The 23,841-nt window shown below is 61.8% G+C and carries 19 protein-coding genes; 18 read left to right on the top strand and 1 reads right to left on the bottom strand.

The features are described 5' to 3' along the window. Nucleotides 1-54: 54 nt before the first annotated feature. From hutC to hutG, 14 genes are all read left to right on the top strand, one after another. Nucleotides 55-765 carry a histidine utilization repressor gene (gene hutC, locus BLU37_RS05470; RefSeq protein ID WP_172833089.1) on the top strand — a complete coding sequence of 237 codons (711 nt, stop codon included), beginning with the start codon at nucleotides 55-57 and terminating at the stop codon, nucleotides 763-765. Continuing rightward, entirely contained in the window at nucleotides 762-1,340 is a 579-nt protein-coding gene (locus tag BLU37_RS05465; RefSeq protein ID WP_090202971.1) for a HutD/Ves family protein, read from the top strand. The genes hutC and BLU37_RS05465 overlap by 4 nt, the downstream gene beginning before the upstream one ends. Nucleotides 1,341-1,558: 218 nt before the next feature. Further along, a complete protein-coding gene (locus tag BLU37_RS29405; RefSeq protein ID WP_090202967.1) occupies nucleotides 1,559-1,846 on the top strand; it encodes a hypothetical protein in 288 nt (95 codons plus the stop codon). Between the two features lie 207 nt (nucleotides 1,847-2,053). Then, nucleotides 2,054-3,052, top strand: a complete 999-nt coding sequence (locus tag BLU37_RS05455) for an Abi family protein (RefSeq protein WP_090202964.1) — start codon at nucleotides 2,054-2,056, stop codon at nucleotides 3,050-3,052. Between the two features lie 379 nt (nucleotides 3,053-3,431). Next, entirely contained in the window at nucleotides 3,432-5,132 is a 1,701-nt protein-coding gene (gene hutU / locus BLU37_RS05450) for a urocanate hydratase (RefSeq protein WP_090202962.1), read from the top strand. A gap of 41 nt (nucleotides 5,133-5,173) precedes the next feature. Continuing rightward, the gene (locus BLU37_RS05445; protein ID WP_090202960.1) at nucleotides 5,174-6,646 is read left to right on the top strand and encodes a purine-cytosine permease family protein; all 1,473 of its coding nucleotides are present in this window, start codon (nucleotides 5,174-5,176) and stop codon (nucleotides 6,644-6,646) included. Between the two features lie 104 nt (nucleotides 6,647-6,750). After that, entirely contained in the window at nucleotides 6,751-7,719 is a 969-nt protein-coding gene (locus BLU37_RS05440) for an ABC transporter substrate-binding protein (protein WP_010453553.1), read from the top strand. A 66-nt stretch (nucleotides 7,720-7,785) separates the two neighbouring features. Next, entirely contained in the window at nucleotides 7,786-8,637 is an 852-nt protein-coding gene (locus BLU37_RS05435; RefSeq protein ID WP_010453555.1) for an ABC transporter permease, read from the top strand. Then, the gene (locus BLU37_RS05430) at nucleotides 8,634-9,464 is read left to right on the top strand and encodes a quaternary amine ABC transporter ATP-binding protein (protein WP_010453557.1); all 831 of its coding nucleotides are present in this window, start codon (nucleotides 8,634-8,636) and stop codon (nucleotides 9,462-9,464) included. The genes BLU37_RS05435 and BLU37_RS05430 overlap by 4 nt, the downstream gene beginning before the upstream one ends. A 118-nt stretch (nucleotides 9,465-9,582) precedes the next feature. After that, nucleotides 9,583-11,106, top strand: a complete 1,524-nt coding sequence (locus BLU37_RS05425; RefSeq protein ID WP_090202957.1) for an HAL/PAL/TAL family ammonia-lyase — start codon at nucleotides 9,583-9,585, stop codon at nucleotides 11,104-11,106. Nucleotides 11,107-11,223: 117 nt separating this feature from the next. Continuing rightward, entirely contained in the window at nucleotides 11,224-12,762 is a 1,539-nt protein-coding gene (gene hutH, locus BLU37_RS05420; RefSeq protein ID WP_085984935.1) for a histidine ammonia-lyase, read from the top strand. Between the two features lie 215 nt (nucleotides 12,763-12,977). Next, nucleotides 12,978-14,387 (top strand): amino acid permease, encoded by a 1,410-nt coding sequence (locus BLU37_RS05415; RefSeq protein WP_090202955.1) that lies wholly within the window; start codon nucleotides 12,978-12,980, stop codon nucleotides 14,385-14,387. A gap of 16 nt (nucleotides 14,388-14,403) precedes the next feature. Then, the gene (gene hutI, locus BLU37_RS05410; protein WP_090202952.1) at nucleotides 14,404-15,609 is read left to right on the top strand and encodes an imidazolonepropionase; all 1,206 of its coding nucleotides are present in this window, start codon (nucleotides 14,404-14,406) and stop codon (nucleotides 15,607-15,609) included. A gap of 10 nt (nucleotides 15,610-15,619) precedes the next feature. Next, on the top strand, nucleotides 15,620-16,423 hold the full coding sequence (gene hutG, locus BLU37_RS05405; protein WP_090202949.1) for an N-formylglutamate deformylase: 804 nt from the start codon (nucleotides 15,620-15,622) through the stop codon (nucleotides 16,421-16,423). 34 nt (nucleotides 16,424-16,457) lie between these two features. On the opposite strand, the gene BLU37_RS05400 is transcribed toward hutG, so the two are convergent. Continuing rightward, nucleotides 16,458-17,378, bottom strand: a complete 921-nt coding sequence (locus BLU37_RS05400) for a M29 family metallopeptidase (protein ID WP_090202947.1) — start codon at nucleotides 17,376-17,378, stop codon at nucleotides 16,458-16,460. A gap of 271 nt (nucleotides 17,379-17,649) precedes the next feature. Here BLU37_RS05400 and pip point away from each other — a divergent pair, with 271 nt between their 5' ends. The 4 genes from pip to mdoH all read left to right on the top strand — a co-directional run bounded on the left by pip (nucleotide 17,650) and on the right by mdoH (nucleotide 23,684). After that, nucleotides 17,650-18,621 (top strand): prolyl aminopeptidase, encoded by a 972-nt coding sequence (gene pip, locus BLU37_RS05395; RefSeq protein WP_010453572.1) that lies wholly within the window; start codon nucleotides 17,650-17,652, stop codon nucleotides 18,619-18,621. Continuing rightward, nucleotides 18,618-19,055: a D-aminoacyl-tRNA deacylase gene (gene dtd / locus BLU37_RS05390; protein WP_090202945.1), complete on the top strand. Its 438-nt coding sequence runs from the start codon at nucleotides 18,618-18,620 to the stop codon at nucleotides 19,053-19,055. The genes pip and dtd overlap by 4 nt, the downstream gene beginning before the upstream one ends. 323 nt (nucleotides 19,056-19,378) lie before the next feature. Continuing rightward, nucleotides 19,379-21,121 carry a glucan biosynthesis protein G gene (locus BLU37_RS05385; protein WP_172833088.1) on the top strand — a complete coding sequence of 581 codons (1,743 nt, stop codon included), beginning with the start codon at nucleotides 19,379-19,381 and terminating at the stop codon, nucleotides 21,119-21,121. After that, entirely contained in the window at nucleotides 21,114-23,684 is a 2,571-nt protein-coding gene (gene mdoH, locus BLU37_RS05380) for a glucans biosynthesis glucosyltransferase MdoH (RefSeq protein ID WP_090202942.1), read from the top strand. Before BLU37_RS05385 ends, mdoH begins: the two co-directional genes overlap by 8 nt. Nucleotides 23,685-23,841 lie beyond the last annotated feature (157 nt).

Below are 23,841 nucleotides of genomic sequence, written 5' to 3'. Positions count from 1 at the left end.
GAACAAGGATTTCCCGTGCCGACTCCGCCTGCCAACAACCCGCTGGCTGCCCAAATGGGCGAAAGTCCGGCGCCGTTATATGCCCGTGTCAAACAGATGATCACCCAGCAGATCGACAGCGGAAACTGGCCGCCGCATTACCGCGTGCCGTCCGAGAGCGAGTTGGTGGAGCAGTTGGGCTACAGCCGCATGACCATCAACCGCGCCCTGCGGGAAATGACCGCCGAAGGCTTGCTGGTGCGTATGCAGGGTGTCGGCACTTTCGTCGCCGAGCCCAAGACCCAGTCGGCGCTGTTCGAGGTGCATAACATCGCCGACGAGATCGCCTCGCGCGGTCATCGCCACAGCTGCAAGATCATCACCCTCGGTGAAGAGGCTGCCGGCTCCGAGCGGGCTGTGGCCCTGGACATGCGCGAAGGGCAGAAGGTCTTTCACTCGCTGATCGTGCATTTCGAGAACGACATCCCGGTGCAGATCGAGGATCGTTTCGTCAACGCGTTGGTGGCGCCGGACTACCTCAAGCAGGATTTCACCCTGCAAACGCCCTACGCCTATCTGTCCCAGGTCGCACCGCTGACCGAGGGCGAGCACGTGGTCGAAGCCATTCTCGCCGATGCCACCGAATGCGAGTTGCTGCAGATCGAGCCGGGCGAGCCGTGCCTGATGATTCGTCGGCGGACCTGGTCCGGTCGCCAGCCGGTGACGGCCGCTCGCCTGATCCACCCCGGTTCCCGTCATCGTCTGGAAGGACGTTTTACCAAATGAGTTCATTGAAAGTCTTGCGTGCGGCGGACTACCCGCGCATGCCGTGGAAAAACGGCGGTGGCAGCACCGAAGAGATCACCCGCGACGTAGGCGACGGGCTGGAAGGGTTCGGGTGGCGGCTGTCGATTGCCGATATCGGTGAGTCGGGCGGCTTCTCCAGCTTTGCCGGCTACGAGCGGATCATCACCGTGCTGCAGGGCGCGGGCATGACCCTGCAGGTCGACGGTCAGCGCACCCGGGCGCTGCTGCCACTGGACCCGTTTGCCTTCAATGGCGCGAGCCAGGTCAACTGCACGCTGCTCGACGGCGCGATCCGTGACTTCAACCTCATCTACGCCCCGGACCGCTACAGTGCCCGTCTGCAGTGGCTGGAGGCCGCGCAGCCCAAGCGCTTTTTCACTTCGGCGGCGGTGCTGCTGATCTTCAGTGTCTGCGACCAGTTGCATGTCGGCTTGGCCGACAATGCTTATGAAGTGCTCGGGCGGCATGACTGCCTGCGGCTGGACGGTAGCGTCGGGCTTCAGGAAGTGGCGGTGACGGGGCGTTGCTGCGTGATCGAATTGATCCCTGTCTGATTCCGCTGTGCCCAACTTGACGGTTGATGATCGTTAGCAATTCCTGGCAGATAACCTTGAGTTACAATAACTCACTACACCCTTCCTGCCGTTGCGCCTAGACTCGGGGTTCGCGATGCATGTCGCAAACGACCTTGGCCGGTTGGTTGTATAGACGCACAAGCGTCCATGACATCAGTGTTGACGCTTGTTTTGCAACGGCGATTCTGGTGCCTTCAATGACTAGCTCAACATCCTCTCGTTTCACCCCGGTTGACACTTACGATGGTGGAAACCCTGTCCTGTTCATTAGCCGTGATGCTTCATTTCACGATTTGGCGATATGTGCAGCTCATCGTTTTACTGTGGTTCGCGACTTGATGGACACGTTGTCCACGATTCCTTTGCGTCAAACAGATGATTGCGACTTGCTGCGTGTAACCCGTGTTGCACATTTGTTGATGCGTGAAGGGTGTGCTGTGCTGGACGTGATTCAGACGCGTGCTGCACAGGTGGGTTGCCAATAGCGGATTGCGGTGAAAGGAGGTCAGCTGCATCCGGTTTTGATCGTGTGCAGCTTTCCAGGTTTTTGCGTTTATCAGCAGGGTGCCAAATATCTTGCAAAAGCGAGTGGCTCTACTTAACCTTTCGCATAACACACCCGCCATGCCTATGGTTACTTCGGTAACTATGCACAAATTGAGCGGGTTTTTTTTACCCCGGCGTTTTTCCTGATGAGGTGTTTTGGTAAGCCTGCTATCGGCGTTCCCGAGCAGTTGGCTTTGCTGAAGCAGCGCGGCCTGAGCATTCAGGATGAAAGCAAGGCACATTGTTTTCTGGAGGCCGTCAGCTTCTTTCGTCTGACGCCCTATATGCGCCCTTTTCAGCTGGCCGACGATGTGGACCACGGGTTCCGGCCCGGAGCCAGTCTGCGCCTCTTGACTCGTCTGTACGATTTTGATCGCAGACTACGCTTGCTGGTGATCGATGCCATTGAGCGCGTTGAAGTCGCCGCCCGTGCCGCTATCAGCAATCACATGGGGCCACGTTATGGCTCTCATTGGTACCTTGAGAGCCACATTTTCCAGGAAAGCTATCGTCATCAGGCGCTGCTCGAAACCATTGCTCGCAAGCAGGAAGAAGCTCGCCGCGACTATGAGAGAGAGTGTCGCCGTATCGATGCCTCCAAGGCCTCTGATCAGCGCAAGGAGCAATTGAAGACGCTGCGTTCCAGAGAAAGCTATGCGCGACACTATGCCCTGAATTACAGCAGCCCGACCCTGATGCCAGCATGGGCTGCGATGGAGGAAATCACGCTGGGTGATCTCTCGCATTTGTTCAAAGGGCTAGCTCGCGATGCTGACAAAAAAGCGATTGCTCGTAGTTTCGCTCTGCCTGGGCCGCTCCTGCAGTCATGGTTGCACTGCCTGACGACCATTCGAAACATTTGTGCCCACCATGCGCGGCTCTGGAATCGTGAGCTGGGAATCCGTCCGGAGCTACCCAGGACGGTCAGCTTTCCATGGCCACAACATTTGCAGCGGTCTGGTCAGCATTCACGTGTGTTTGTCGTTTTGTGCATCCTGAATCTATTGATGCGGCAAGTGGCTCCTCATACTCGTTGGGATAGGCGCATGCATGAGTTGCTGGGCGAGTTTCCAGAGATCAATCTTGCTGCAATGGGTTTTCCTCCTGATTGGCAATGCGACCCTTACTGGCTTGTTCTAGGCTGAGCCCAGTGGGGAGTATTTCCTTGCTCACCAGCGCTCTGAGTAGAAGCACCATTTTGTTACCGAACGCCCCAGCTTGGCGCAAAAGCCCCTCCAGGTAACAGGATCCTAGATACAACCCCGCTTCGTCTCACATATTAATTTTCTGCTCAAAGCCACGTCCCACGGCCATCGCCGACTATTCTGGGCAATTCTTCAGCGTTCGATTTACGAGTTGGCCGCTTGATTGCATATGCTTGTATGTACAAGTAAATATGTGTGCGTATGAGTCCCCCGAAACAGTAACGCACCCACCTAATTTCAGCTTGTGGCGGGAGTATCCGGCACCAGCTCGCTTGCCCACTGCCTGGGCGGGTTCGGACGATCGCAGAGGAGTTTTTTCGTGACTGAGAATACCCAGAAACCTACCGCCACCTTTACCAAGCGCCGTGACGTCGAGATCCGTGCCGCCCGTGGCAACAAGCTGACCGCCAAAAGCTGGCTGACCGAAGCGCCGCTGCGGATGCTGATGAACAACCTCGACCCGCAAGTGGCCGAGAACCCCAAGGAACTGGTGGTCTACGGTGGTATCGGTCGTGCTGCGCGCAACTGGGAGTGCTATGACAAGATCGTCGAGAGCCTGACCAACCTCAATGACGACGAGACTCTGCTGGTGCAATCCGGCAAACCGGTCGGCGTGTTCAAGACCCACAGCAACGCCCCCCGCGTACTGATCGCCAACTCCAACCTGGTGCCACATTGGGCCACCTGGGAGCACTTCAACGAACTGGATGCCAAGGGCCTGGCCATGTACGGCCAGATGACTGCCGGCAGCTGGATCTACATCGGCAGCCAGGGCATCGTCCAGGGCACCTATGAAACCTTCGTCGAAGCTGGTCGCCAGCACTACGACAACAACCTCAAGGGCCGCTGGGTCCTGACCGCCGGCCTGGGCGGCATGGGCGGGGCCCAGCCGCTGGCCGCGACCCTGGCCGGTGCCTGCTCGCTGAACATCGAATGCCAGCAGATCAGCATCGATTTCCGTCTCAAGACCCGCTACGTCGACGAGCAGGCCAAAGACCTCGATGACGCCCTGGCCCGCATCGCCAAGTACACCGCCGAAGGCAAGGCGATTTCCATCGCCCTGTGCGGCAACGCCGCCGAAATCCTCCCGGAACTGGTTCGTCGCGGCGTGCGCCCGGACATGGTCACCGACCAGACCAGCGCCCATGACCCGCTCAACGGTTACCTGCCGGCTGGCTGGACCTGGGAAGAGTACCGTGCCCGTGCGCTGACCGAGCCGGCGGCGGTGGTCAAGGCGGCCAAGCAATCGATGGCGGTACACGTCAAGGCGATGCTGGCGTTCCAGCAGCAGGGCATCCCGACCTTCGACTATGGCAACAACATTCGCCAGATGGCTCAGGAAGAAGGCGTCGAAAACGCGTTCGACTTCCCAGGTTTCGTTCCGGCCTACATCCGTCCGCTGTTCTGCCGGGGTATCGGCCCGTTCCGCTGGGCCGCGCTGTCGGGCGATCCGCAGGACATCTACAAGACCGACGCCAAGGTCAAGGAACTGATCCCCGACGACGCCCACCTGCACAACTGGCTGGACATGGCGCGCGAGCGCATCAGCTTCCAGGGCCTGCCGGCGCGGATCTGCTGGGTGGGTCTGGGCCTGCGCGCCAAGCTCGGCCTGGCGTTCAACGAAATGGTGCGCAGCGGCGAGCTGTCGGCGCCGGTCGTGATTGGTCGCGATCACCTCGACTCCGGTTCGGTTGCAAGCCCCAACCGTGAAACCGAGTCGATGCAGGACGGTTCCGACGCCGTGTCCGACTGGCCGCTGCTCAACGCCCTGCTCAATACCGCCAGCGGCGCGACCTGGGTTTCCCTGCACCACGGTGGTGGCGTTGGCATGGGCTTCTCGCAGCACTCGGGCATGGTGATCGTCTGTGACGGTACTGACGAGGCGGCCGAGCGTATCGCCCGCGTGCTGCACAACGACCCGGCCACGGGTGTCATGCGTCACGCCGATGCCGGTTACCAGATCGCCATCGATTGCGCGAAGGAGCAGGGCCTGAACCTGCCGATGATCACCGGCAAGTAATGCGTAGACACCGAAAAACAATCCACAGAGGTTGAACATAAATGGCTGTTTCGAATGATCGTGCAAGCAACACACCGTTGATCGAAAGGCGTTCGATCGACTACATCCCGCAAGCGGAAAGACACGGTCGTCTACTCAGTCAGTTCACCCTGTGGTTGGGTGCCAACCTGCAGATCACAGCCATCGTCACCGGCGCGCTGGCGGTGGTGCTCGGCGGCGATGTGTACTGGTCGCTGGTCGGCCTGCTGCTCGGGCAACTGCTCGGCGGCGGGGTGATGGCGTTGCATGCCGCGCAAGGGCCGCAACTCGGCCTGCCGCAGATGATCTCCAGTCGCGTGCAGTTCGGTGTCTATGGCGCGGTGATCCCGTTGGTGCTGGTGTGCCTGATGTACATCGGTTTCTCGGCCAGTGGTTCGCTACTGGCCGGGCAGGCGGTAGCGCAGTTGCTGCACGTCGAGGACTGGGTCGGCATCGTGCTGTTCGCGGCCTCGATCCTGGTCTTCACCATCTTCGGCTACCGGGTGATCCACGGTATCGGCCGGGTTGCCAGCGTGCTGGGGGTGATCGCCTTCGTCTATCTGTTCTACAAACTGCTGGCCGGCAACGACGTTTCGGCGTTGCTGGACAACAAGCATTTCTCCCTGGCGAGCTTCCTGCTGGCGGTGTCGTTGTCGGCATCCTGGCAGATCGCTTTCGGGCCCTACGTGGCGGACTACTCACGTTACCTGCCGCGCAGCACCTCGGCGTCGAAAACCTTCTGGGCCGTAGGCCTGGGCTCGGTGATCGGTTCCCAGGCGTCGATGGTCTTCGGCGTGTTCGCCGCCGCCCTGGCCGGTTCGCAATTCGCCCACCACGAGGTCTCGTTCATCGTCAGCCTCGGCGGCACCGGCATGGTCGCGGCGGCGCTGTATTTCGCCGTGGCCTTCGGCAAAGTCACCGTGACCACGCTCAACGCCTACGGCAGCTTCATGTCGATCGCCACCATCATCAGTGGCTTTCGAGGCAGTCGGCACATCGGCAGCGGCGTGCGCCTGCTGTACATCTTCATCATGGTCAGCATCGCGGCGGCCCTGGCCTTGCTCGGCAAAGACTCGTTCCTCAAGGAATTCTCCGCGTTCATCCTGTTCCTGCTGGCGTTCTTCACGCCCTGGAGCGCGATCAATCTGGTGGACTTCTACTGCATCACCAAGGAGCGTTACGACATTCCCGCGTTGTCCGATCCCAACGGCCGCTACGGTCGCTGGAACATCCTGGGCATCAGCATCTATGTGTTCGGCGTGCTGATCCAGATGCCGTTCATCTCCACGCATTTCTACACCGGTCCCCTGGTGGCGAGCCTGGGCGATACCGATATCTCCTGGATCATCGGCCTGGTGGTTCCGGCAGCGCTGTACTACTTCGCCGCCAGGCATTGGCACGGCGCAGTTCCTGATCGTTTGATCCTGCCGCCAGAGCAGGACGAGGTCGCAGCACCCAAGGCCAATGGTCGGGTCCAGCCGTCATCGGCGACCTGACTCCCGCGCCTGAGCGACATGTGGACAGGGCCCGCTTGCGGGCCAACCCAGGCCGGATGCCTCTTGACTGCCGTTAACCCCTTCATGATTAGGAGCGTCAAAGAATGAAAATGAAAAAGACCCTGCTGACCACGGCGTTATCTCTCGGCCTGTTGACCGCTGCCGGCGCAAGCCAGGCCGCCGGTTGGTGCGAGTCTGGCAAGCCGGTGAAGTTCGCGGGCCTGAATTGGGAAAGCGGCATGTTGCTGACCGACGTCCTGCAGTTCGTCCTGGAAAAGGGCTATGACTGCAAGACCGACAGCATACCGGGCAACTCCATCACCATGGAGAACGCCCTGAGCACCAACGATATCCAGGTGTTCGCCGAGGAGTGGGTCGGTCGCAGCGAGGTCTGGAACAAGGCCGAGAAAGCCGGCAAGGTCGTTGGCGTCGGCGCGCCGGTGGTAGGTGCCATCGAAGGCTGGTACGTACCGCGTTATGTGGTCGAGGGTGATGCCAAGCGCAAGCTCGAAGCCAAGGCGCCGAACCTGAAGAACATCGCCGACCTGGCGCAGTACGCCTCCGTGTTCAAGGATCCGGAAGAACCCGGCAAGGGTCGTTTCTACAATTGCCCGGCCGGCTGGACCTGCGAGCTGGACAACAGCGAGATGCTCAAGAGCTACGGTCTGGAAAGTTCCTACACCAACTTCCGTCCTGGTACCGGGCCGGCTCTGGATGCCGCCGTGCTGTCGAGCTACAAGCGTGGCGAGCCGATCCTGTTCTACTACTGGTCGCCGACGCCGCTGATGGGCCAGGTCGATCTGATCAAACTGGGCGAGAAGCCAGGTGTCGACAAAAGTGTGAGCATCAAGGTCGGCCTGTCCAAGACGTTCCATGACCAAGCGCCGGAACTGGTTGCCGTGCTGGAGAAGGCCAACCTGCCGATCGACCTGCTGAACCAGAACCTGGGACGCATGAGCAAGGAGCGGATCGAGTCGCCGAAACTGGCGAAAATCTTCCTCAAGGAACACCCTGAGGTCTGGCAGGCTTGGGTCAGCGCTGACGCTGCCAAGAAAATCAACGCGGCTCTGTAGGTCGACTCCTCCCGGCTAATCGAGAGGTTGGCCGGGACGCTACATCCACTTGATCGAGAGTTTCCAATGTTTCCCGAGAATTTCACGTTTTCCATCGCCGATTGGGTCAACGGTTGGGTCGATTCGCTGGTGACCAACTATGGCGATGTGTTCCGGCACATCTCCGACACACTGCTGTGGGCCATCGTCAACCTGGAGGGCCTGTTGCGCATGGCACCGTGGTGGCTGATGCTGGCTATCGTCGGCGGTATCGCCTGGCATGCCACCCGCAAGGTGGTGACGACGGTGGTGATCGTCGGCCTGCTGTTCCTGGTGGGTGCGGTTGGCCTGTGGGACAAACTGATGCAGACCCTGGCGCTGATGCTGGTGGCGACGCTGATCTCGGTCTTGATCGGGATTCCGCTGGGCATCCTGTCGGCGCGCAGCAACCGCCTGCGCTCGGTGCTGATGCCATTGTTGGACATCATGCAGACCATGCCCAGCTTCGTGTACCTGATCCCGGTGCTGATGCTGTTCGGCCTGGGCAAGGTCCCGGCGATTTTCGCCACGGTGATCTACGCCGCTCCGCCGCTGATCCGCCTGACCGATCTGGGCATACGCCAGGTGGACGGCGAGGTGATGGAGGCGATCAACGCCTTCGGTGCCAACCGCTGGCAACAACTGTTCGGCGTGCAATTGCCGTTGGCCCTGCCGAGCATCATGGCCGGGATCAACCAGACCACCATGATGGCCCTGTCGATGGTGGTGATCGCCTCGATGATCGGTGCCCGTGGCCTGGGCGAAGACGTGCTGGTGGGCATCCAGACCCTCAATGTCGGGCGTGGCCTCGAAGCGGGTCTGGCCATCGTGATTCTCGCCGTGGTCATCGACCGCATTACCCAGGCCTACGGTCGTCCGCGCCATGAGGTGAGCAAATGACTGATTCCATCGTCAGCAAGATCGAAGTCAAGAACGTCTTCAAGATTTTCGGCTCGCGCTCCAATGATGCGCTGAACCTGATCCGCCAGGGCAAGACCAAGGACCAGGTGCTGGCCGAGACCGGTTGCGTGGTCGGGGTCAACGACCTGTCGCTGAGCATCGGCACCGGCGAGATCTTCGTGATCATGGGGCTGTCGGGTTCCGGCAAGTCGACGCTGGTGCGGCACTTCAATCGGCTGATCGATCCCACCAGTGGCGCGATCCTGGTCGATGGCGTGGACATCCTGCAGCACGACATGGACGCCCTGCGTGAATTCCGTCGGCACAAGATCAGCATGGTGTTCCAGAGCTTTGGCCTGTTGCCCCACAAGAATGTGCAGGACAACGTCGCCTATGGCCTCAAGGTGCGCGGTGAGAGCAAGCCACTGTGCGTCGAGCGCGCGTTGCACTGGATCAATACCGTGGGCCTCAAGGGCTACGAGAAAAAGTACCCGCACCAGCTTTCCGGTGGCATGCGCCAGCGTGTCGGCCTGGCTCGCGCCCTGGCGGCGGACACCGACATCATCCTGATGGACGAGGCGTTCAGTGCCCTTGACCCGCTGATTCGCGCCGAGATGCAGGACCAACTGCTGGAACTGCAGAAGACCCTGCACAAGACCATCGTGTTCATTACCCACGACCTGGATGAAGCGGTACGCATCGGCAACCGGATTGCGATTCTCAAGGATGGCCGGCTGATCCAGGTCGGTACGCCCCGGGAGATTCTGCATTCGCCGGCGGATGAGTATGTGGACCGGTTCGTCCAGCGGCGGGCGGCGACGGTTTAAGCCGGTTGGTTCTGTGTTGTCAGGGCAGGCCTCTTCGCGGGCTTGTCGGAACGCCGCACCGCCGCGAAGAGGCCGGTAAAGCTGCATCAATATTCAGGTTGTACGGATGAGGTTGAAGATGTCCCAGGCTGAAAAAGTCGTTATCGCCGATGCGCCGTTGCGCTGGCAGGATGTGGTCGCCGTCGCCCGCCACGGTGCGCGGCTGGAACTGGCGCCGCAGACCTGGGCGCGAATCGACAACGCCCAGGCGATCGTCCAGCGCATCGTCGTCAGTGGCGAGCGCGCCTATGGCATCAATACCGGTCTGGGGGCTCTGTCCAATGTCTCGCTGTCTGGCGAGCAACTGAGTCAACTGTCGCGCAATACCCTGCTCAGCCATGCCTGCGGCGTCGGCGCGCCACTGGCCGACGAACAGACCCGGGCGATCATCTGCGCGGCGATCATCAACTACAGCCAGGGCAAGTCCGGCCTGCATCGCCAGGTGGTCGAAGCCCTGCTGGCGTTGCTCAACCATGGCATCACCCCGCAGGTGCCGTCCCAGGGATCGGTCGGCTACCTGACCCATATGGCCCATGTCGGTGTCGCCCTGCTCGGGGTCGGTCAGGTCAGCTATCGCGGTCGGGTCGTATCGGCACAGCAGGCGCTGGCCGGAGAAGGTCTGCAGCCGGTGCAACTGGGCGCCAAGGACGGCCTGTGCCTGGTCAACGGCACACCGTGCATGACCGGCCTGAGCTGCCTGGCCCTGGCGGACGCGTACCGTCTGCTGCAATGGGCCGACGTGACTTCGGCGATGAGTTTCGAGGCTCAGCGTGGCCAGATCGCCGCGTTCGATGCCGAGATCATCGCGCTCAAACCGCACCCGGGCATGCAGCAGGTCGGCAGCAACCTGCGCGGCCTGCTCGACGGCAGCGAGGTGATCGCCGCGAGCAAGGGCATCCGTACTCAGGATGCCTTGAGCATCCGTTCGATCCCGCAGGTGCACGGCGCGGCCCGCGACCAACTGGCCCATGCGACCCGGCAGATCGAAATCGAACTCAACGGTTGCACCGACAACCCGCTGCTGCTGGGTACACCAGAGCACTTCCGGGTGATGTCCCAGGCCAACCCCCATGGGCAGTCGGTCGCCCATGCGGCGGACCTGCTGGCGATTGCCATGGCGGAAATCGGCTCGATCGCCGAACGGCGCCTCGACCGTCTGATCAACCCGCATGTCAGCGGCCTGCCGGCGTTCCTGGTCAGCCAGCCAGGGGTCAACTCGGGAATGATGATCGTGCAGTACGTCGCTGCGTCGCTCTGTGCGCAGAACCGCCAGTTGGCGCAACCGGCGGTACTCGACAACTACGTCACCTCAGGCTTGCAGGAAGACCACCTGAGCCTGGGCACCAACGCCGCGCTCAAGTTGCACCAGGTGCTGGAGAACTGCACGCAGATCCTCGCCATCGAGTATCTGCTGGCGGCCCAGGCCTTCGAATTTCTCAAGGTGCAGCGCTTCGGCGTCGGCACTGATATCGCCTGGAAACTCTTGCGCGAGCATGTGCCGGCCTATGACCAGGATCGCTGGCTGGCGCCGGATATCGCCACAACGGCGGCTTTGCTGCGGGACCCGAGGCTATTGCTCGACAGATTACCGAACCTGAACTGATTTGATTCAAACAAAGATAGCCAGCGTGCCAAGGCGCCATCCGCTCAAAAAGCGGACAGCGACGGATAACGGAAGCTTCCGGAGCGACTGGCAGTTGATAACACTCTCAAAAGGAGCATGAATGTGACTGCATTGAACCTTATTCCCGGCCAACTGACCCTGGCGCAACTGCGTGCCGTGTACCAACAGCCGGTGCAATTGAGCCTGGACCCCAGCGCTTCGGCACAGATCGACGCCAGCGTCGCCTGTGTCGAGCAGATCCTCGCCGAGAACCGTACCGCCTACGGCATTAACACCGGTTTCGGGCTGCTGGCCTCGACCCGTATCGCCAGCGCCGACCTGGAAAACCTCCAGCGTTCGCTGGTGTTGTCCCACGCGGCCGGTGTCGGCCAGCCGATCAGCGATGATCTGGTGCGGCTGATCATGGTGCTCAAGGTCAACAGCCTGAGCCGCGGTTTCTCCGGGATTCGTCGGCAGGTGATCGATGCGCTGATCGCCTTGATCAATGCCGAGGTCTATCCGCACATTCCGCTCAAGGGATCGGTCGGCGCTTCCGGTGACCTGGCGCCCTTGGCCCATATGTCGCTGGTGCTGCTCGGCGAAGGCAAGGCCCGCTACAAGGGGCAGTGGCTGGACGCGCCGGCCGCGCTGAAACAGGCCGGTCTGCAACCGCTGACCCTGGCGGCGAAGGAAGGCCTGGCGCTGCTCAACGGCACCCAGGTGTCCACCGCGTATGCCCTGCGTGGCCTGTTCGAAGGTGAGGACCTGTTCGCCGGTGCACTGGTCGCCGGTGGCCTGACAGTCGAGGCGGTGCTGGGTTCGCGTTCGCCATTCGACGCGCGCATCCATGAAGCTCGCGGCCAGCGTGGCCAGATCGACGCGGCGGCGAGTTATCGCCATCTGCTCGGCGAGCGCAGCGAAGTGTCCGACTCCCACCAGAACTGCGAGAAGGTCCAGGATCCGTATTCCCTGCGCTGCCAGCCACAAGTCATGGGCGCCTGCCTGACCCAGCTGCGTCAGGCCGCCGAAGTGCTGGTGGTCGAGGCCAACGCCGTGTCGGACAACCCGCTGGTGTTCGCCGCCGAGGGTGACGTGATTTCCGGTGGCAACTTCCACGCCGAGCCGGTGGCCATGGCTGCCGACAACATGGCCCTGGCGATTGCCGAGATCGGTTCCCTGAGTGAGCGGCGTATCTCGCTGATGATGGACAAGCACATGTCGCAGTTGCCGCCGTTCCTGGTGGCCAACGGTGGCGTCAACTCCGGCTTCATGATCGCCCAGGTGACCGCTGCGGCGTTGGCCAGCGACAACAAGGCCCTGGCGCATCCACACAGTGTCGACAGCCTGCCGACCTCGGCGAACCAGGAAGACCACGTGTCGATGGCACCGGCTGCCGGTAAACGCCTGTGGGAGATGGCTGAAAACACCCGTGGGATTCTCGCGGTCGAGTGGCTGGCCGCCTGCCAGGGCCTGGACCTGCGCAACGGTCTGAAAACCTCGCCGACCCTGGAAACCGCCCGCGCGACCCTGCGCGAAAAAGTCGCCTACTACGACAAGGACCGTTTCTTCGCCCCGGACATCGAGGCCGCCACCGATCTGTTGGCATCGCGCTGCCTGACCGCGCTGGTACCGGCGAAGTTGCTGCCCAGCCTGTAAGCGTTACCCAGGAACAGACTTGGGAAGGGCACAGACCTGTAGGTGCAGGTGGGTGGCAGAGTGGTTTCCGGCTGCCACCGGGCAGATGCTTTTTGCCTGAGCGGGTCGGGTTGGGTACTCTGCGACCCCTTTTTGCGGCCAGGTGGCCGCAAGACCTTCGCCCCCAAGTCTGATTCTTGTCGATCCGTACCGATAAGAATAATTAAGGACGAGTCATGCAACAGCCAGTCAACGGTTTGAAACGCGGGCTTTCCGCCCGACACATTCGCTTCATGGCCCTGGGTTCCGCCATCGGTACAGGGCTTTTCTATGGTTCCGCCTCGGCCATCCAGATGGCCGGCCCGGCCGTACTGCTGGCCTATCTGATCGGTGGTGCCGCGGTGTTCATGGTGATGCGCGCCCTCGGCGAGATGGCGGTGCATAACCCGGTGTCCGGCTCGTTCGGCCAGTACGCCAGCACCTACGTCGGTCCGATGTCGGGCTTTATCCTCGGCTGGACCTACGCCTTCGAGATGGTCATCGTCGGCCTCGCCGACGTCACCGCCTTCGGTATCTACATGGGCTTCTGGTTCCCCGAAGTCGACCGCTGGATCTGGGTCCTGGGCATTGTGTTCTTCATCGGTGCGCTGAACCTGTGCGCGGTGAAGGTCTTCGGTGAAATGGAGTTCTGGCTGTCACTGCTCAAGGTCGGGGCGATTATCGCGATGATTCTTGGCGGCCTCGGCATCATGTTCTTCGGCATCAGCACGGCGACGCCGGCGGCCGAGATCGGTGTCGGCAATTTGTGGAACCATGGCGGCTTCATGCCCAATGGCGCAGCCGGAATGATCGCCTCGTTCGCGGTGGTGATGTTCGCCTTTGGCGGCATCGAGATCATCGGCGTCACCGCCGGTGAAGCCCGTGACCCGCAACGGGTCATTCCCAAGGCGATCAATGCGGTGCCGGTTCGTATCCTGCTGTTCTACGTGCTGACCCTGTTCGTCCTGATGTCCATCTACCCCTGGCCGCAGATCGGCAGCCAGGGCAGCCCGTTCGTGCAGATCTTCCAGAACCTGGGGATCGGCTCGGCGGCGACCTTGCTCAATATCGTGGTGATCTCGGCGGCGGTGTCGGCGATCAACAGCGATATCTTCGGCGCTGGCCGCATGATGTACGGCCTGGCCCAGCAAGGCCAGGCGCCCAAGGCCTTTGCCAAGTTGTCGCGCGTCGGCGTGCCGTGGATGACCGTGGTGGTGATGGGCGCGGCGCTGCTCGGCGGCGTGCTGCTCAACTACCTGATCCCGGAAAACGTGTTCCTGCTGATCGCCTCGATCGCCACCTTCGCCACGGTCTGGGTGTGGATCATGATCCTGATCACCCAGGTCGCGATGCGTCGTTCGATGAGCCGTGAGGAAGCCGCGCAGCTCAAGTTCCCCGTACCGTTCTGGCCCTATGCGCCGATCGCCGCCATTACCTTCATGGTCTTCATTTTCGGCGTGCTGGGCTGGTTCCCCGACAGCCGTCCGGCGCTGATCGTCGGTGCGGTGTGGATCGGCCTGCTGGTGTTGGCGTACCTGATCTGGGTCAAGCCGGTGGCGGCCCAGGCGGCACAGCTCGCAGAAGAACCTTCCCTGTCTCATCGATAGCCCACGGAGGCCCCGGATGAAAACGCTCTGGCAGAACTGTCACGTCGCAAGCATGGCCCAAGGCACCTACTCGATCATCGAGGATGCCGCCATCGTGACCGTGGCATCGAAGATCGACTGGATCGGCCCACGCGCCGAGTTGCCGGCTGCGGATTATCCACAGGTCAACGATCTGGGCGGGGCCTGGGTGACGCCGGGGCTGATCGACTGCCACACCCACACGGTGTTCGGCGGCAACCGCAGCGGTGAATTCGAACAGCGCCTGCAGGGTGTCAGCTACGCCGAGATCGCCGCCGCCGGCGGCGGCATCGCCAGCACGGTGCGGGCGACCCGCGCGGCCAGCGAGGAGCAACTGTTCACCAGTGCCCGGCAGCGTCTGACCTGCCTGCTGCGCGATGGCGTGACCAGCGTCGAGATCAAGTCCGGCTACGGTCTGGATCTGGAAAACGAACGCAAGATGCTCAAGGTGGCTCGCCGCCTGGGTACCGAGCTGCCGGTCAGCGTGCGCACCACCTGCCTGGCTGCCCACGCGTTGCCCCCGGAATACAAGGATCGCGGCGACGACTATATCGAGCATATCTGCAACGACATGCTCCCGGCCCTGGCGGCCGAGGAGCTGGTGGATGCAGTGGATGCGTTCTGCGAGTACCTGGCGTTCTCCCCGGCCCAGGTCGAGCGGCTGTTCAAGGTTGCGCAGCGCCTGGGCCTGCCGGTGAAACTGCATGCCGAGCAGTTGTCCTCGTTGCACGGCTCGAGCCTGGCGGCGCGCTACCAGGCGCTGTCGGCCGATCACCTGGAGTTCATGACCGAGGAAGATGTCATCGCCATGGCGGCGGCGGGCACGGTGGCGGTATTACTGCCCGGTGCTTTCTATTTCCTGCGTGAGACCCAGTTGCCGCCGATGGATGCCTTGCGCAAGCACGGGGTGAAGATTGCCATCGCCACTGACCTCAACCCCGGGACCTCGCCGGGCCTGTCGCTGCGGCTGATGTTGAACATGGCCTGCACGCTGTTTCGCATGACGCCGGAGGAGGCCCTGGCCGGGGTCACCCTGCACGCCGCCACGGCGCTGGGCATGGGCGCCACCCATGGCTCGCTGGAGGTCGGCAAGGTCGCCGATTTTGTCGCCTGGCAGATCGACCGGCCGGCGGACCTGGCCTACTGGCTGGGCGGCGACCTGGAAAAACGCGTGGTCCGCCACGGTATCGAAGTACTGATCTAGGAGAGTGGTTATGGATAACGTCCTGAGTTTCAAGAAAGGCCGCGTGCCGCTGCTGATCAGCATGCCCCACGCCGGGCTGAAAACCACTCCGGCGGTCCGCGATGGGCTGATCCCCGAGGCCCGCAGCCTGCCGGACACCGACTGGCATATCCCCAGACTCTATGACTTTGCCGAGGAGCTGGGCGCCAGCACCCTGGCGGCCGAATACTCGCGCTTTGTCATCGACCTCAACCGCCCGTCCGACGACAAGCCGCTGTATGCCGGCGCCACCACCGGGCTCTATCCGGCGACGCTGTTCGACGGCGTACCGCTGTTCCTGGAGGGCCGTGAGCCGTCCGCCGAGGAACGGGCCAGCTACCTGGAGCAGGTGTGGATGCCGTATCACCGCACGTTGCAGGAGGAACTGGCGCGGCTCAAGGCCGAGTTCGGTTATGCACTGCTGTTCGATGCCCATTCGATCCGTTCGGTGATTCCACACCTGTTCGACGGCAAGTTGCCGGACTTCAATCTCGGCACCTTCAACGGTGCCAGTTGCGATGCGCAGTTGGCGTCGCGCCTGGAAGCCATCTGTGCCGGGTATCCCGCCTACAGCCACGTGCTGAACGGCCGTTTCAAAGGCGGCCATATCACCCGTCACTACGGTAATCCGGCCGGCGATATCCATGCCGTGCAGTTGGAGCTGGGACAGTGCAACTACATGGACGAGTTCGAGCCGTTCAACTACCGCAGCGATCTGGCCGAGCCGACCCGCGTGGTGCTCAAGGAACTGTTGCAGGGCCTCTTGGCCTGGGGGCGTGAGCATTACGGGCGTTGAATGAAACGAGCCGGCTATCTTGTGTTGCGCTCGGTCAACCGGGTAGTACATCGATTCCCGGGCAGAGGAAGTCGATGTGATAACCGTTGACCCCATCTCCCAGGGCCACATGCACGCCCTTGATACCTTCGTTCATCGGCGAATTGTGGCTGTAGTTGATGTTCGGCCCGATGGCGTCATTCACCCCGATGGCGAACTCGCTCAGATACAGGCCGCGCTGTCCGGCGGCCTGGTCGAGCAAGGCGAGGTATTCCTCCCCCGCGACCTTGAACGAGCGGACCCGGTTATGTTCGATCCGCAACCAGGCGTCATGATGGCCGACCTGCTCGGCCAGTCTGCGCATGTCGTTCCTTATTCCGTCCGGCAAGGGGCGTGCTCGGCTGGCCCGTGACAGCAGCAGACCACTGACGTGCAGCACACCGCTGACCTGGAAGATATCCGGACTGTCGGGCTTCATGTGGGCGTAGTGCACTTCGAACAGTTCGGTGACCGAGAGCACGAAGCTGTCGCCGATTTCTTCCCGGGTCAGGGCATAGGGGGCGCACTTGTCGTTGAGCCGGACTTCGCCCCGGCTACTGGCACTGGTCAGGTGCACGCGACGCAGGCCGTCGAGTTGTGCCAGATAATGCTGCTGGCGCTCTAGGCAGTCGCAGAAGTCGCAGCGCAGTAACAGCATCAGGCTGTAGAGCGCGTTTTCCAGCCGGGTATCGAAGGCATGCAGCGGACACAACAGAGTCTGCTTGTAGCGGGTGCGCGCCGCTTGCAGATAGAGCTGTCGGGCTCCCTGGGGAGTGAAGGAAAACGCCAGGCTCTGTTCGGGCAGCCTGTGCAGGCTGCCCAGGTAGCTGGCTTCCAGTCCCAGTTCGCGCAGAGCCCGGATGAACATTTCGTTGTCGGCGACGATAACGGCTTTTTCCGGGTAGCGAAGCAGGTCGGGCAAACGGTACTGGCTCATTCGGAACTCCCTGTCTTTTCTGGCTCTGGCAGCCGGTGGGAAGCGGCTCCTGCCGCTCGGTTCTACTTTTCTTATTGAAACGTTTATTGAACCGAATTGAACACTGACCGAACGGTTAGTTGCCAGCAGCGCGCGGGCGGCAACCTTACTGTTGACAAGGACATGCCGTTTGCATGATTCGGGTTTATGATGCCGGACGGCAGAATCAAAGAAGTCCCCCTGGTGGCCACACTCGCCACTAAGGATGACCCCGACCCTTACGGAGCGCGTGATGCAGACTTTGTACCCGCAGATCAAACCCTACGCCCGGCACGATCTGGCCGTGGATCAGCCGCATGTGCTGTACGTCGATGAAAGTGGTTCGCCCGAGGGCTTGCCGGTGGTGTTCATCCATGGCGGCCCGGGTGCCGGCTGTGATGCCCAGAGTCGTTGTTATTTCGACCCCAACCTTTATCGCATCGTGACGTTCGATCAGCGTGGCTGCGGTCGCTCGACACCCCATGCGAGTCTTGAAAACAACACCACCTGGGACCTGGTGGCAGACCTGGAGCGGATTCGTGAGCACCTGGGTATCGACAAATGGGTGCTGTTCGGCGGCTCCTGGGGTTCGACCCTGGCGCTGGCCTACGCGCAGACTCATCCCGAGCGGGTCCATGGGCTGATCCTGCGGGGGATCTTCCTGGCGCGTACGCAGGATGTCCAATGGCTCTACCAGAGTGGTGCCAGCCGTCTGTTTCCGGACTATTGGCAGGATTATGTGGCGCCCGTCCCGCCGGAGGAGCGCGATGACCTGCTCACGGCCTTCCACAAGCGCCTGACCGGCAACGACCAGATCGCCCAGATGCACGCGGCCAAGGCGTGGTCGCTGTGGGAAGGGCGGACCGCGACCTTGCGGCCCAACCCGCTGGTGGTCGATCGCTTCTCCGAGCCGCAGCGGGCCTTGTCGATTGCCCGGATCGAGTGTCACTACTTCACCAACAACTCGTTCCTCGAGCCCGATCAGCTGATTCGCGACATGGATCGGATCGCCCATCTGCCTGGCGTGATCGTCCACGGTCGCTACGATGCCATCTGCCCGCTGGACAACGCCTGGGCGTTGCACCAGGCCTGGCCGAACAGCGAACTGCAGGTGATTCGCGATGCCGGCCACGCGGCTTCGGAACCGGGGATCACCGATGCGCTGGTGCGTGCCGCGGACCAGATGGCGCGACGCCTGCTCGACCTGCCCCCAGAAGAAGCATGAGGGGCCTGTTGCAGCGTGTCAGTGGCGCGAGGGTCGAGGTGGATGGGGCGGTGGTCGGGGCCATCGATCAGGGTTTGCTGGTGCTGTTGGCGGTCGAGCCTGAAGATACCCGCACCAATGCCGACAAACTTCTGCATAAGCTGCTTAACTATCGGGTGTTCAGCGATCTCCAGGGCAAGATGAATCTGTCCCTGGCGGATACCGGCGGCGGGTTGCTGCTGGTGTCGCAGTTCACCCTGGCCGCCGATACCCGCAGCGGACTACGCCCGAGTTTTTCCACGGCAGCGCCACCGGCGCTGGCCGAGGAGCTTTTCGGCTACGTGGTGGCACAGGCGCAGAGGTTGCATGGTCAGGTGGCGACGGGATGTTTCGGGGCGGATATGAAGGTTCATCTGGTCAATGATGGCCCGGTAACCTTCCTGTTACAGACCTGAAAGTGAAAAAAACCACGTATCGGGCTGAAAACAGAGTGTTTTGTCGATAAATACTTTGCTTCGCCTGATGCGTTGTAACGCCGCCTACTAGATAATCGCGCGCTACGGGGATCAGCGTTCGTTGGCCCATTTTGAATTAGGTAGAGACTTGTCCGACATCGTTTGGGGAATCATTTCGCCCCAGTGGAGTCGGAACAATGCTCGCCAACCTGGCGAATAGATAGCTAGCCGTTGGTTTTTTGATCTGTTTTCGGCGAGGGTTGCTCGTGATTGTTAGTCCCTGTAATGCACCAAAATTGACTGCCAAAGGGTTGAAGAAAGCACTGGTGACGGGTTCTGCACTGTTTTGTCTGCTCAGTGCCGGCCAACTCTTTGCATTCAACCTGGACGATGTGGCGGCCAAGGCGAAGACCCTGGCCGGGCAGAAGTACGAAGCTCCGCGCAGCAATCTGCCGAATGAATTTCGTGAGATGAAGTTCGCGGACTACCAGAAAATCCGTTTCCTGACCGACAAGGCCGAGTGGGCCGATCAGAAAACGCCGTTCAAGCTGTCGTTCTATCACCAGGGCATGCATTTCGACACACCGGTGAAAATCAACGAAATCACCGCCAACGAAGTCTCGGAGATCAAGTACGACCCGAACCGTTTCGATTTCGGCGACCTGAAGTTCGATCCGAAAACCACCGAACAGCTGGGTTATGCGGGCTTTCGCGTGCTTTATCCGATCAACAAGGCCGACAAGCAGGACGAGATCATGACCATGCTCGGCGCGAGTTACTTCCGCGTCGTCGGCAAGGGCCAGGCCTACGGCTTGTCCGCCCGTGGCATGGCGATCGATACCGCTTTGCCGTCCGGTGAGGAATTCCCGCGTTTCACCGAGTTCTGGATCCAGCAGCCCAAGCCGACCGACAAGCATCTGGTGATCTTCGCCCTGCTTGATTCGCCACGTGCTACGGGTGCCTACCGTCTGACCCTGCGTCCGGGCGCCGATACCATCGTCGACGTGAAGGCGCAGATGTTCCTGCGCGACAAGGTCGGCAAGCTGGGCGTGGCCCCGCTGACCAGCATGTTCCTGTTCGGCGCCAACCAGCCGTCGAAAGTTCTCAACTACCGTCGCGAACTGCACGACTCCAGTGGCCTGTCGATCCATGCCGGTAACGGCGAGTGGCTGTGGCGTCCGCTGAACAACCCGAAACACCTGTCGGTGAGCAACTTCTCCGTGGAGAACCCGCGTGGTTTCGGCCTGCTGCAGCGCGGTCGTGACTTCAGCCACTATGAAGACCTCGACGATCGTTACGACAAACGTCCGAGCGCCTGGATCGAGCCCAAGGGCGATTGGGGCAAGGGCACCGTCGACCTGGTAGAGATTCCGACCGCCGACGAAACCAACGACAACATCGTGGCTTTCTGGAACCCGGAAAAGCTCCCTCAGCCGGGTGAGGCGATGAACTTCGCCTATCGCATGCACTGGACCCTGGACGAAGCGGCCCTGCATTCGCCGGACAGCGCCTGGGTCAAGCAGACCCTGAAATCCACCGGCGACGTCAAACAATCGAACCTGATCCGCCAGCCGGACGGCAGTGTGGCCTATCTGGTGGACTTCGAGGGCCCGTCCCTCAAGGCGCTGCCGGAAGATGCGCCGGTGCGTAGCCAGGTCAGTGTCGGCGACAACGCCGAACTGGTCGAAAACAGCCTGCGTTACAACCCGGAAACCCAGGGCTGGCGCCTGACCCTGCGTCTGAAGATCAAGGATCCGGGCAAGTCCACCGAACTGCGCGCTGCGCTGGTCAAGGACATTGTCACCGCCGAGCCGGCCAAGGCTTCGTCCCAGGTGGTCAAGGCCGACAAGGTCGCTGCCAGGACTCATGAGAAGCATGAGAAGGAAGTCGCCAAGGCTCAGGAAAAAGACGCGGCCAAGTCCTCGGAGAAAGACAAGTCCAAGGACAAGAAAGAACCAGACGCCCCGGCGCCTGCTGCCGAGGCTGCCTCAACCACCCCGGAACCGGCCAAGACCGAACAAGTCCTGACCGAGACCTGGAGCTACCAGTTGCCTGCCGATGAGTAATTCAATCGCCCAGCCAGAGTCTCTTTCCGAGTACCTGGCGCACCTGCCGCTCAGTACCGAGCAACGCGCCGAGCTGGCGAGCTGCAAGTCGTTCGCCGAGCTGCATGAGCGTCTTGGTGCACAACCGACCGTCGACTCCGCCGAGGCTGCGCAAGCCTCGGTGGGTCGCCGCCTGACCCTCGACAGCGCCGCCGAACTGGAAGAGGCCGAGATGCTCTCGGTCGATGCCAGCGGTCGGGTACGCCTCAAGGCCACGCCACCGATCCGGCGGACCCGGGTTGTGCCGGAACCTTGGCGGACCAACATCCTGGTGCGCGGCTGGCGCCGTCTGACCGGGCGCAGCAACCCGCCTGCACCCAAGGATGACAAGCGCGAGCTGCCTCATGCCCGTTGGCGTACGGTAGGTTCGATCCGACGCTACATCCTGCTGATTCTGATGCTTGGCCAGACTATCGTTGCCGGCTGGTATATGAAGGGCATCATGCCGTACCAGGGCTGGTCGTTCGTCGACCTCAACGAAGTCCTGCACCAGCCGATCCTGCAGACCGCCAAGCAAGTGCTGCCCTATGCCCTGCAGACCAGCATTCTGGTGATGTTCGGCATTCTGTTCTGCTGGGTCTCGGCCGGTTTCTGGACGGCCCTGATGGGCTTCCTCGAATTGCTCACCGGGCATGACAAGTACCGTATCTCCGGCGCCAGCGCCGGCAGCGAGCCGATTCCGGCCGATGCGCGTACCGCTATCGTCATGCCGATCTGCAACGAAGATGTCCCCCGGGTGTTCGCCGGCCTGCGGGCGACGTTCGAGTCGGTCGCGGCCACTGGTGACCTGGATCGTTTCGACTTCTTCGTCCTGAGCGACAGTAACGACACCGATATCTGCGTTGCCGAGCAGCAGGCCTGGCTGGACGTCTGCCGTGAAGCCTCGGGCTTCGGCAAGATCTTCTATCGTCGCCGTCGCCGTCGTGTGAAGCGCAAGAGCGGCAACCTCGACGACTTCTGCCGTCGCTGGGGCAGCGACTACAAGTACATGGTAGTGCTCGACGCCGACAGCGTCATGAGTGGCGAATGCCTGACCAGCCTGGTCCGCCTCATGGAAGCCACGCCGGACGCCGGGATCATCCAGACCGCGCCACGTGCGTCGGGCATGGACACCCTGTATGCGCGCATGCAGCAGTTCGCCACCCGCGTCTATGGTCCGCTGTTCACCGCCGGCCTGCACTTCTGGCAGTTGGGCGAGTCCCATTACTGGGGTCACAACGCGATCATCCGCATGAAGCCCTTCATCGAGCACTGTGCCCTGGCGCCATTGCCAGGCAAGGGCGCGTTCGCCGGTGCGATCCTGTCCCACGACTTCGTCGAAGCGGCGCTGATGCGTCGTGCCGGCTGGGGTGTGTGGATTGCCTACGACCTGCCCGGCAGCTACGAGGAATTGCCTCCGAACCTGCTCGACGAACTCAAGCGTGACCGTCGCTGGTGTCACGGCAACCTGATGAACTTCCGCCTGTTCCTGGTCAAGGGCATGCACCCGGTACACCGTGCCGTGTTCCTCACTGGCGTGATGTCCTATCTGTCGGCACCGCTGTGGTTCTTCTTCCTGGTGCTGTCGACCGCGCTGCTGGCGGTCAATACGCTGATGGAGCCGCAGTACTTCATGGAGCCGCGCCAGCTTTATCCGCTGTGGCCGCAATGGCATCCGGACAAGGCAGTGGCGTTGTTCTCCACCACCATCGTGTTGCTGTTCCTGCCCAAGCTGCTGAGCGTCATCCTGATCTGGGCCAAGGGCGCGAAAGAGTTCGGTGGCAAGTTCAAGGTGACCGTGTCGATGCTGCTGGAGATGCTGTTCTCCATGCTGCTGGCGCCGGTGCGGATGATTTTCCACACCCGTTTCGTTCTCGCCGCGTTTCTCGGCTGGGCCGCGACCTGGAACTCGCCGAAGCGTGACGACGACTCCACATCCTGGAGCGAAGCCGTGCGCCGTCATGGTCCGCAGACCCTGTTGGGCGCGCTCTGGGCCTTGCTGGTGATCTGGCTGAACCCGAGCTTCCTGTGGTGGCTGGTGCCGATCGTCGGTTCGCTGATGCTGTCGATCCCGGTGTCGGTGATCTCCAGCCGGGTCAACCTGGGCTTGCGTTCCAGGGACGAGCAGTTGTTCCTCATCCCTGAGGAATACAACCCGCCCCAGGCACTGCAGGCGACCGATGAGTACACCCACGAAAACCGCTGGCATGCGCTGAACGACGGTTTCATCCGTGCAGTGGTCGATCCGCGGCAGAACGCCCTGGCCTGCGCCCTGGCAACTTCCCGGCACGGTCAGGCCGAGCCGATCGAGTGGCTGCGGGTGGAGCGTGTGCGGCATGCGCTGAAAGTCGGTCCGGCGGCGTTGGACAACCATTCCCGCCTGCAACTGCTCAGCGACCCGGTCGCCCTGGCGCGTCTGCATGCGCAGGTCTGGAGCGAAGGCCACGGCGAGTGGCTGGATGCCTGGCGTGCATCGGTCAAGGCCGATCCCCACGCGCCGCTGCTGCCGCTGCAACCGGCTGTCGCGGTAGCTCAGCCCGCCTGATTCGATCCCCCTGGAGCGCGTGCTCCAGGGGGATTCGACCCTTCTTGTAAGACGTTTCCTCCTCTCTCGTATCCGTTGTCATTTGGTAACAAAAGACCCACTCGACCGCACGGGCGGGTGCGTTAGGATCGCGCCCCGAAATCGTGCCGGCCTGGGC

It is taken from the genome of Pseudomonas asplenii (genome assembly GCF_900105475.1).
Lineage (GTDB): Bacteria > Pseudomonadota > Gammaproteobacteria > Pseudomonadales > Pseudomonadaceae > Aquipseudomonas > Aquipseudomonas asplenii.
Note: the sequence above shows the minus strand (reverse complement) of the source record. Positions and strands in the feature narration are given on the sequence as shown.

What these genes read in the sequence shown, in the direction of transcription:
- hutH (WP_085984935.1), top strand. Translation starts at nt 11,224, where the DNA reads ATGAATGTGACTGCATTGAACCTTATTCCCGGCCAACTGACCCTGGCG.
- BLU37_RS05415 (WP_090202955.1), top strand. Translation starts at nt 12,978, where the DNA reads ATGCAACAGCCAGTCAACGGTTTGAAACGCGGGCTTTCCGCCCGACAC.
- BLU37_RS05430 (WP_010453557.1), top strand. Translation starts at nt 8,634, where the DNA reads ATGACTGATTCCATCGTCAGCAAGATCGAAGTCAAGAACGTCTTCAAG.
- hutC (WP_172833089.1), top strand. Translation starts at nt 55, where the DNA reads ATGGGCGAAAGTCCGGCGCCGTTATATGCCCGTGTCAAACAGATGATC.
- BLU37_RS29405 (WP_090202967.1), top strand. Translation starts at nt 1,559, where the DNA reads ATGACTAGCTCAACATCCTCTCGTTTCACCCCGGTTGACACTTACGAT.
- hutG (WP_090202949.1), top strand. Translation starts at nt 15,620, where the DNA reads ATGGATAACGTCCTGAGTTTCAAGAAAGGCCGCGTGCCGCTGCTGATC.
- BLU37_RS05445 (WP_090202960.1), top strand. Translation starts at nt 5,174, where the DNA reads ATGGCTGTTTCGAATGATCGTGCAAGCAACACACCGTTGATCGAAAGG.
- BLU37_RS05435 (WP_010453555.1), top strand. Translation starts at nt 7,786, where the DNA reads ATGTTTCCCGAGAATTTCACGTTTTCCATCGCCGATTGGGTCAACGGT.
- mdoH (WP_090202942.1), top strand. Translation starts at nt 21,114, where the DNA reads ATGAGTAATTCAATCGCCCAGCCAGAGTCTCTTTCCGAGTACCTGGCG.
- BLU37_RS05425 (WP_090202957.1), top strand. Translation starts at nt 9,583, where the DNA reads ATGTCCCAGGCTGAAAAAGTCGTTATCGCCGATGCGCCGTTGCGCTGG.
- BLU37_RS05440 (WP_010453553.1), top strand. Translation starts at nt 6,751, where the DNA reads ATGAAAATGAAAAAGACCCTGCTGACCACGGCGTTATCTCTCGGCCTG.
- pip (WP_010453572.1), top strand. Translation starts at nt 17,650, where the DNA reads ATGCAGACTTTGTACCCGCAGATCAAACCCTACGCCCGGCACGATCTG.
- dtd (WP_090202945.1), top strand. Translation starts at nt 18,618, where the DNA reads ATGAGGGGCCTGTTGCAGCGTGTCAGTGGCGCGAGGGTCGAGGTGGAT.
- BLU37_RS05455 (WP_090202964.1), top strand. Translation starts at nt 2,054, where the DNA reads ATGAGGTGTTTTGGTAAGCCTGCTATCGGCGTTCCCGAGCAGTTGGCT.
- BLU37_RS05400 (WP_090202947.1), bottom strand. Translation starts at nt 17,378, where the DNA reads ATGAGCCAGTACCGTTTGCCCGACCTGCTTCGCTACCCGGAAAAAGCC.
- BLU37_RS05465 (WP_090202971.1), top strand. Translation starts at nt 762, where the DNA reads ATGAGTTCATTGAAAGTCTTGCGTGCGGCGGACTACCCGCGCATGCCG.
- hutI (WP_090202952.1), top strand. Translation starts at nt 14,404, where the DNA reads ATGAAAACGCTCTGGCAGAACTGTCACGTCGCAAGCATGGCCCAAGGC.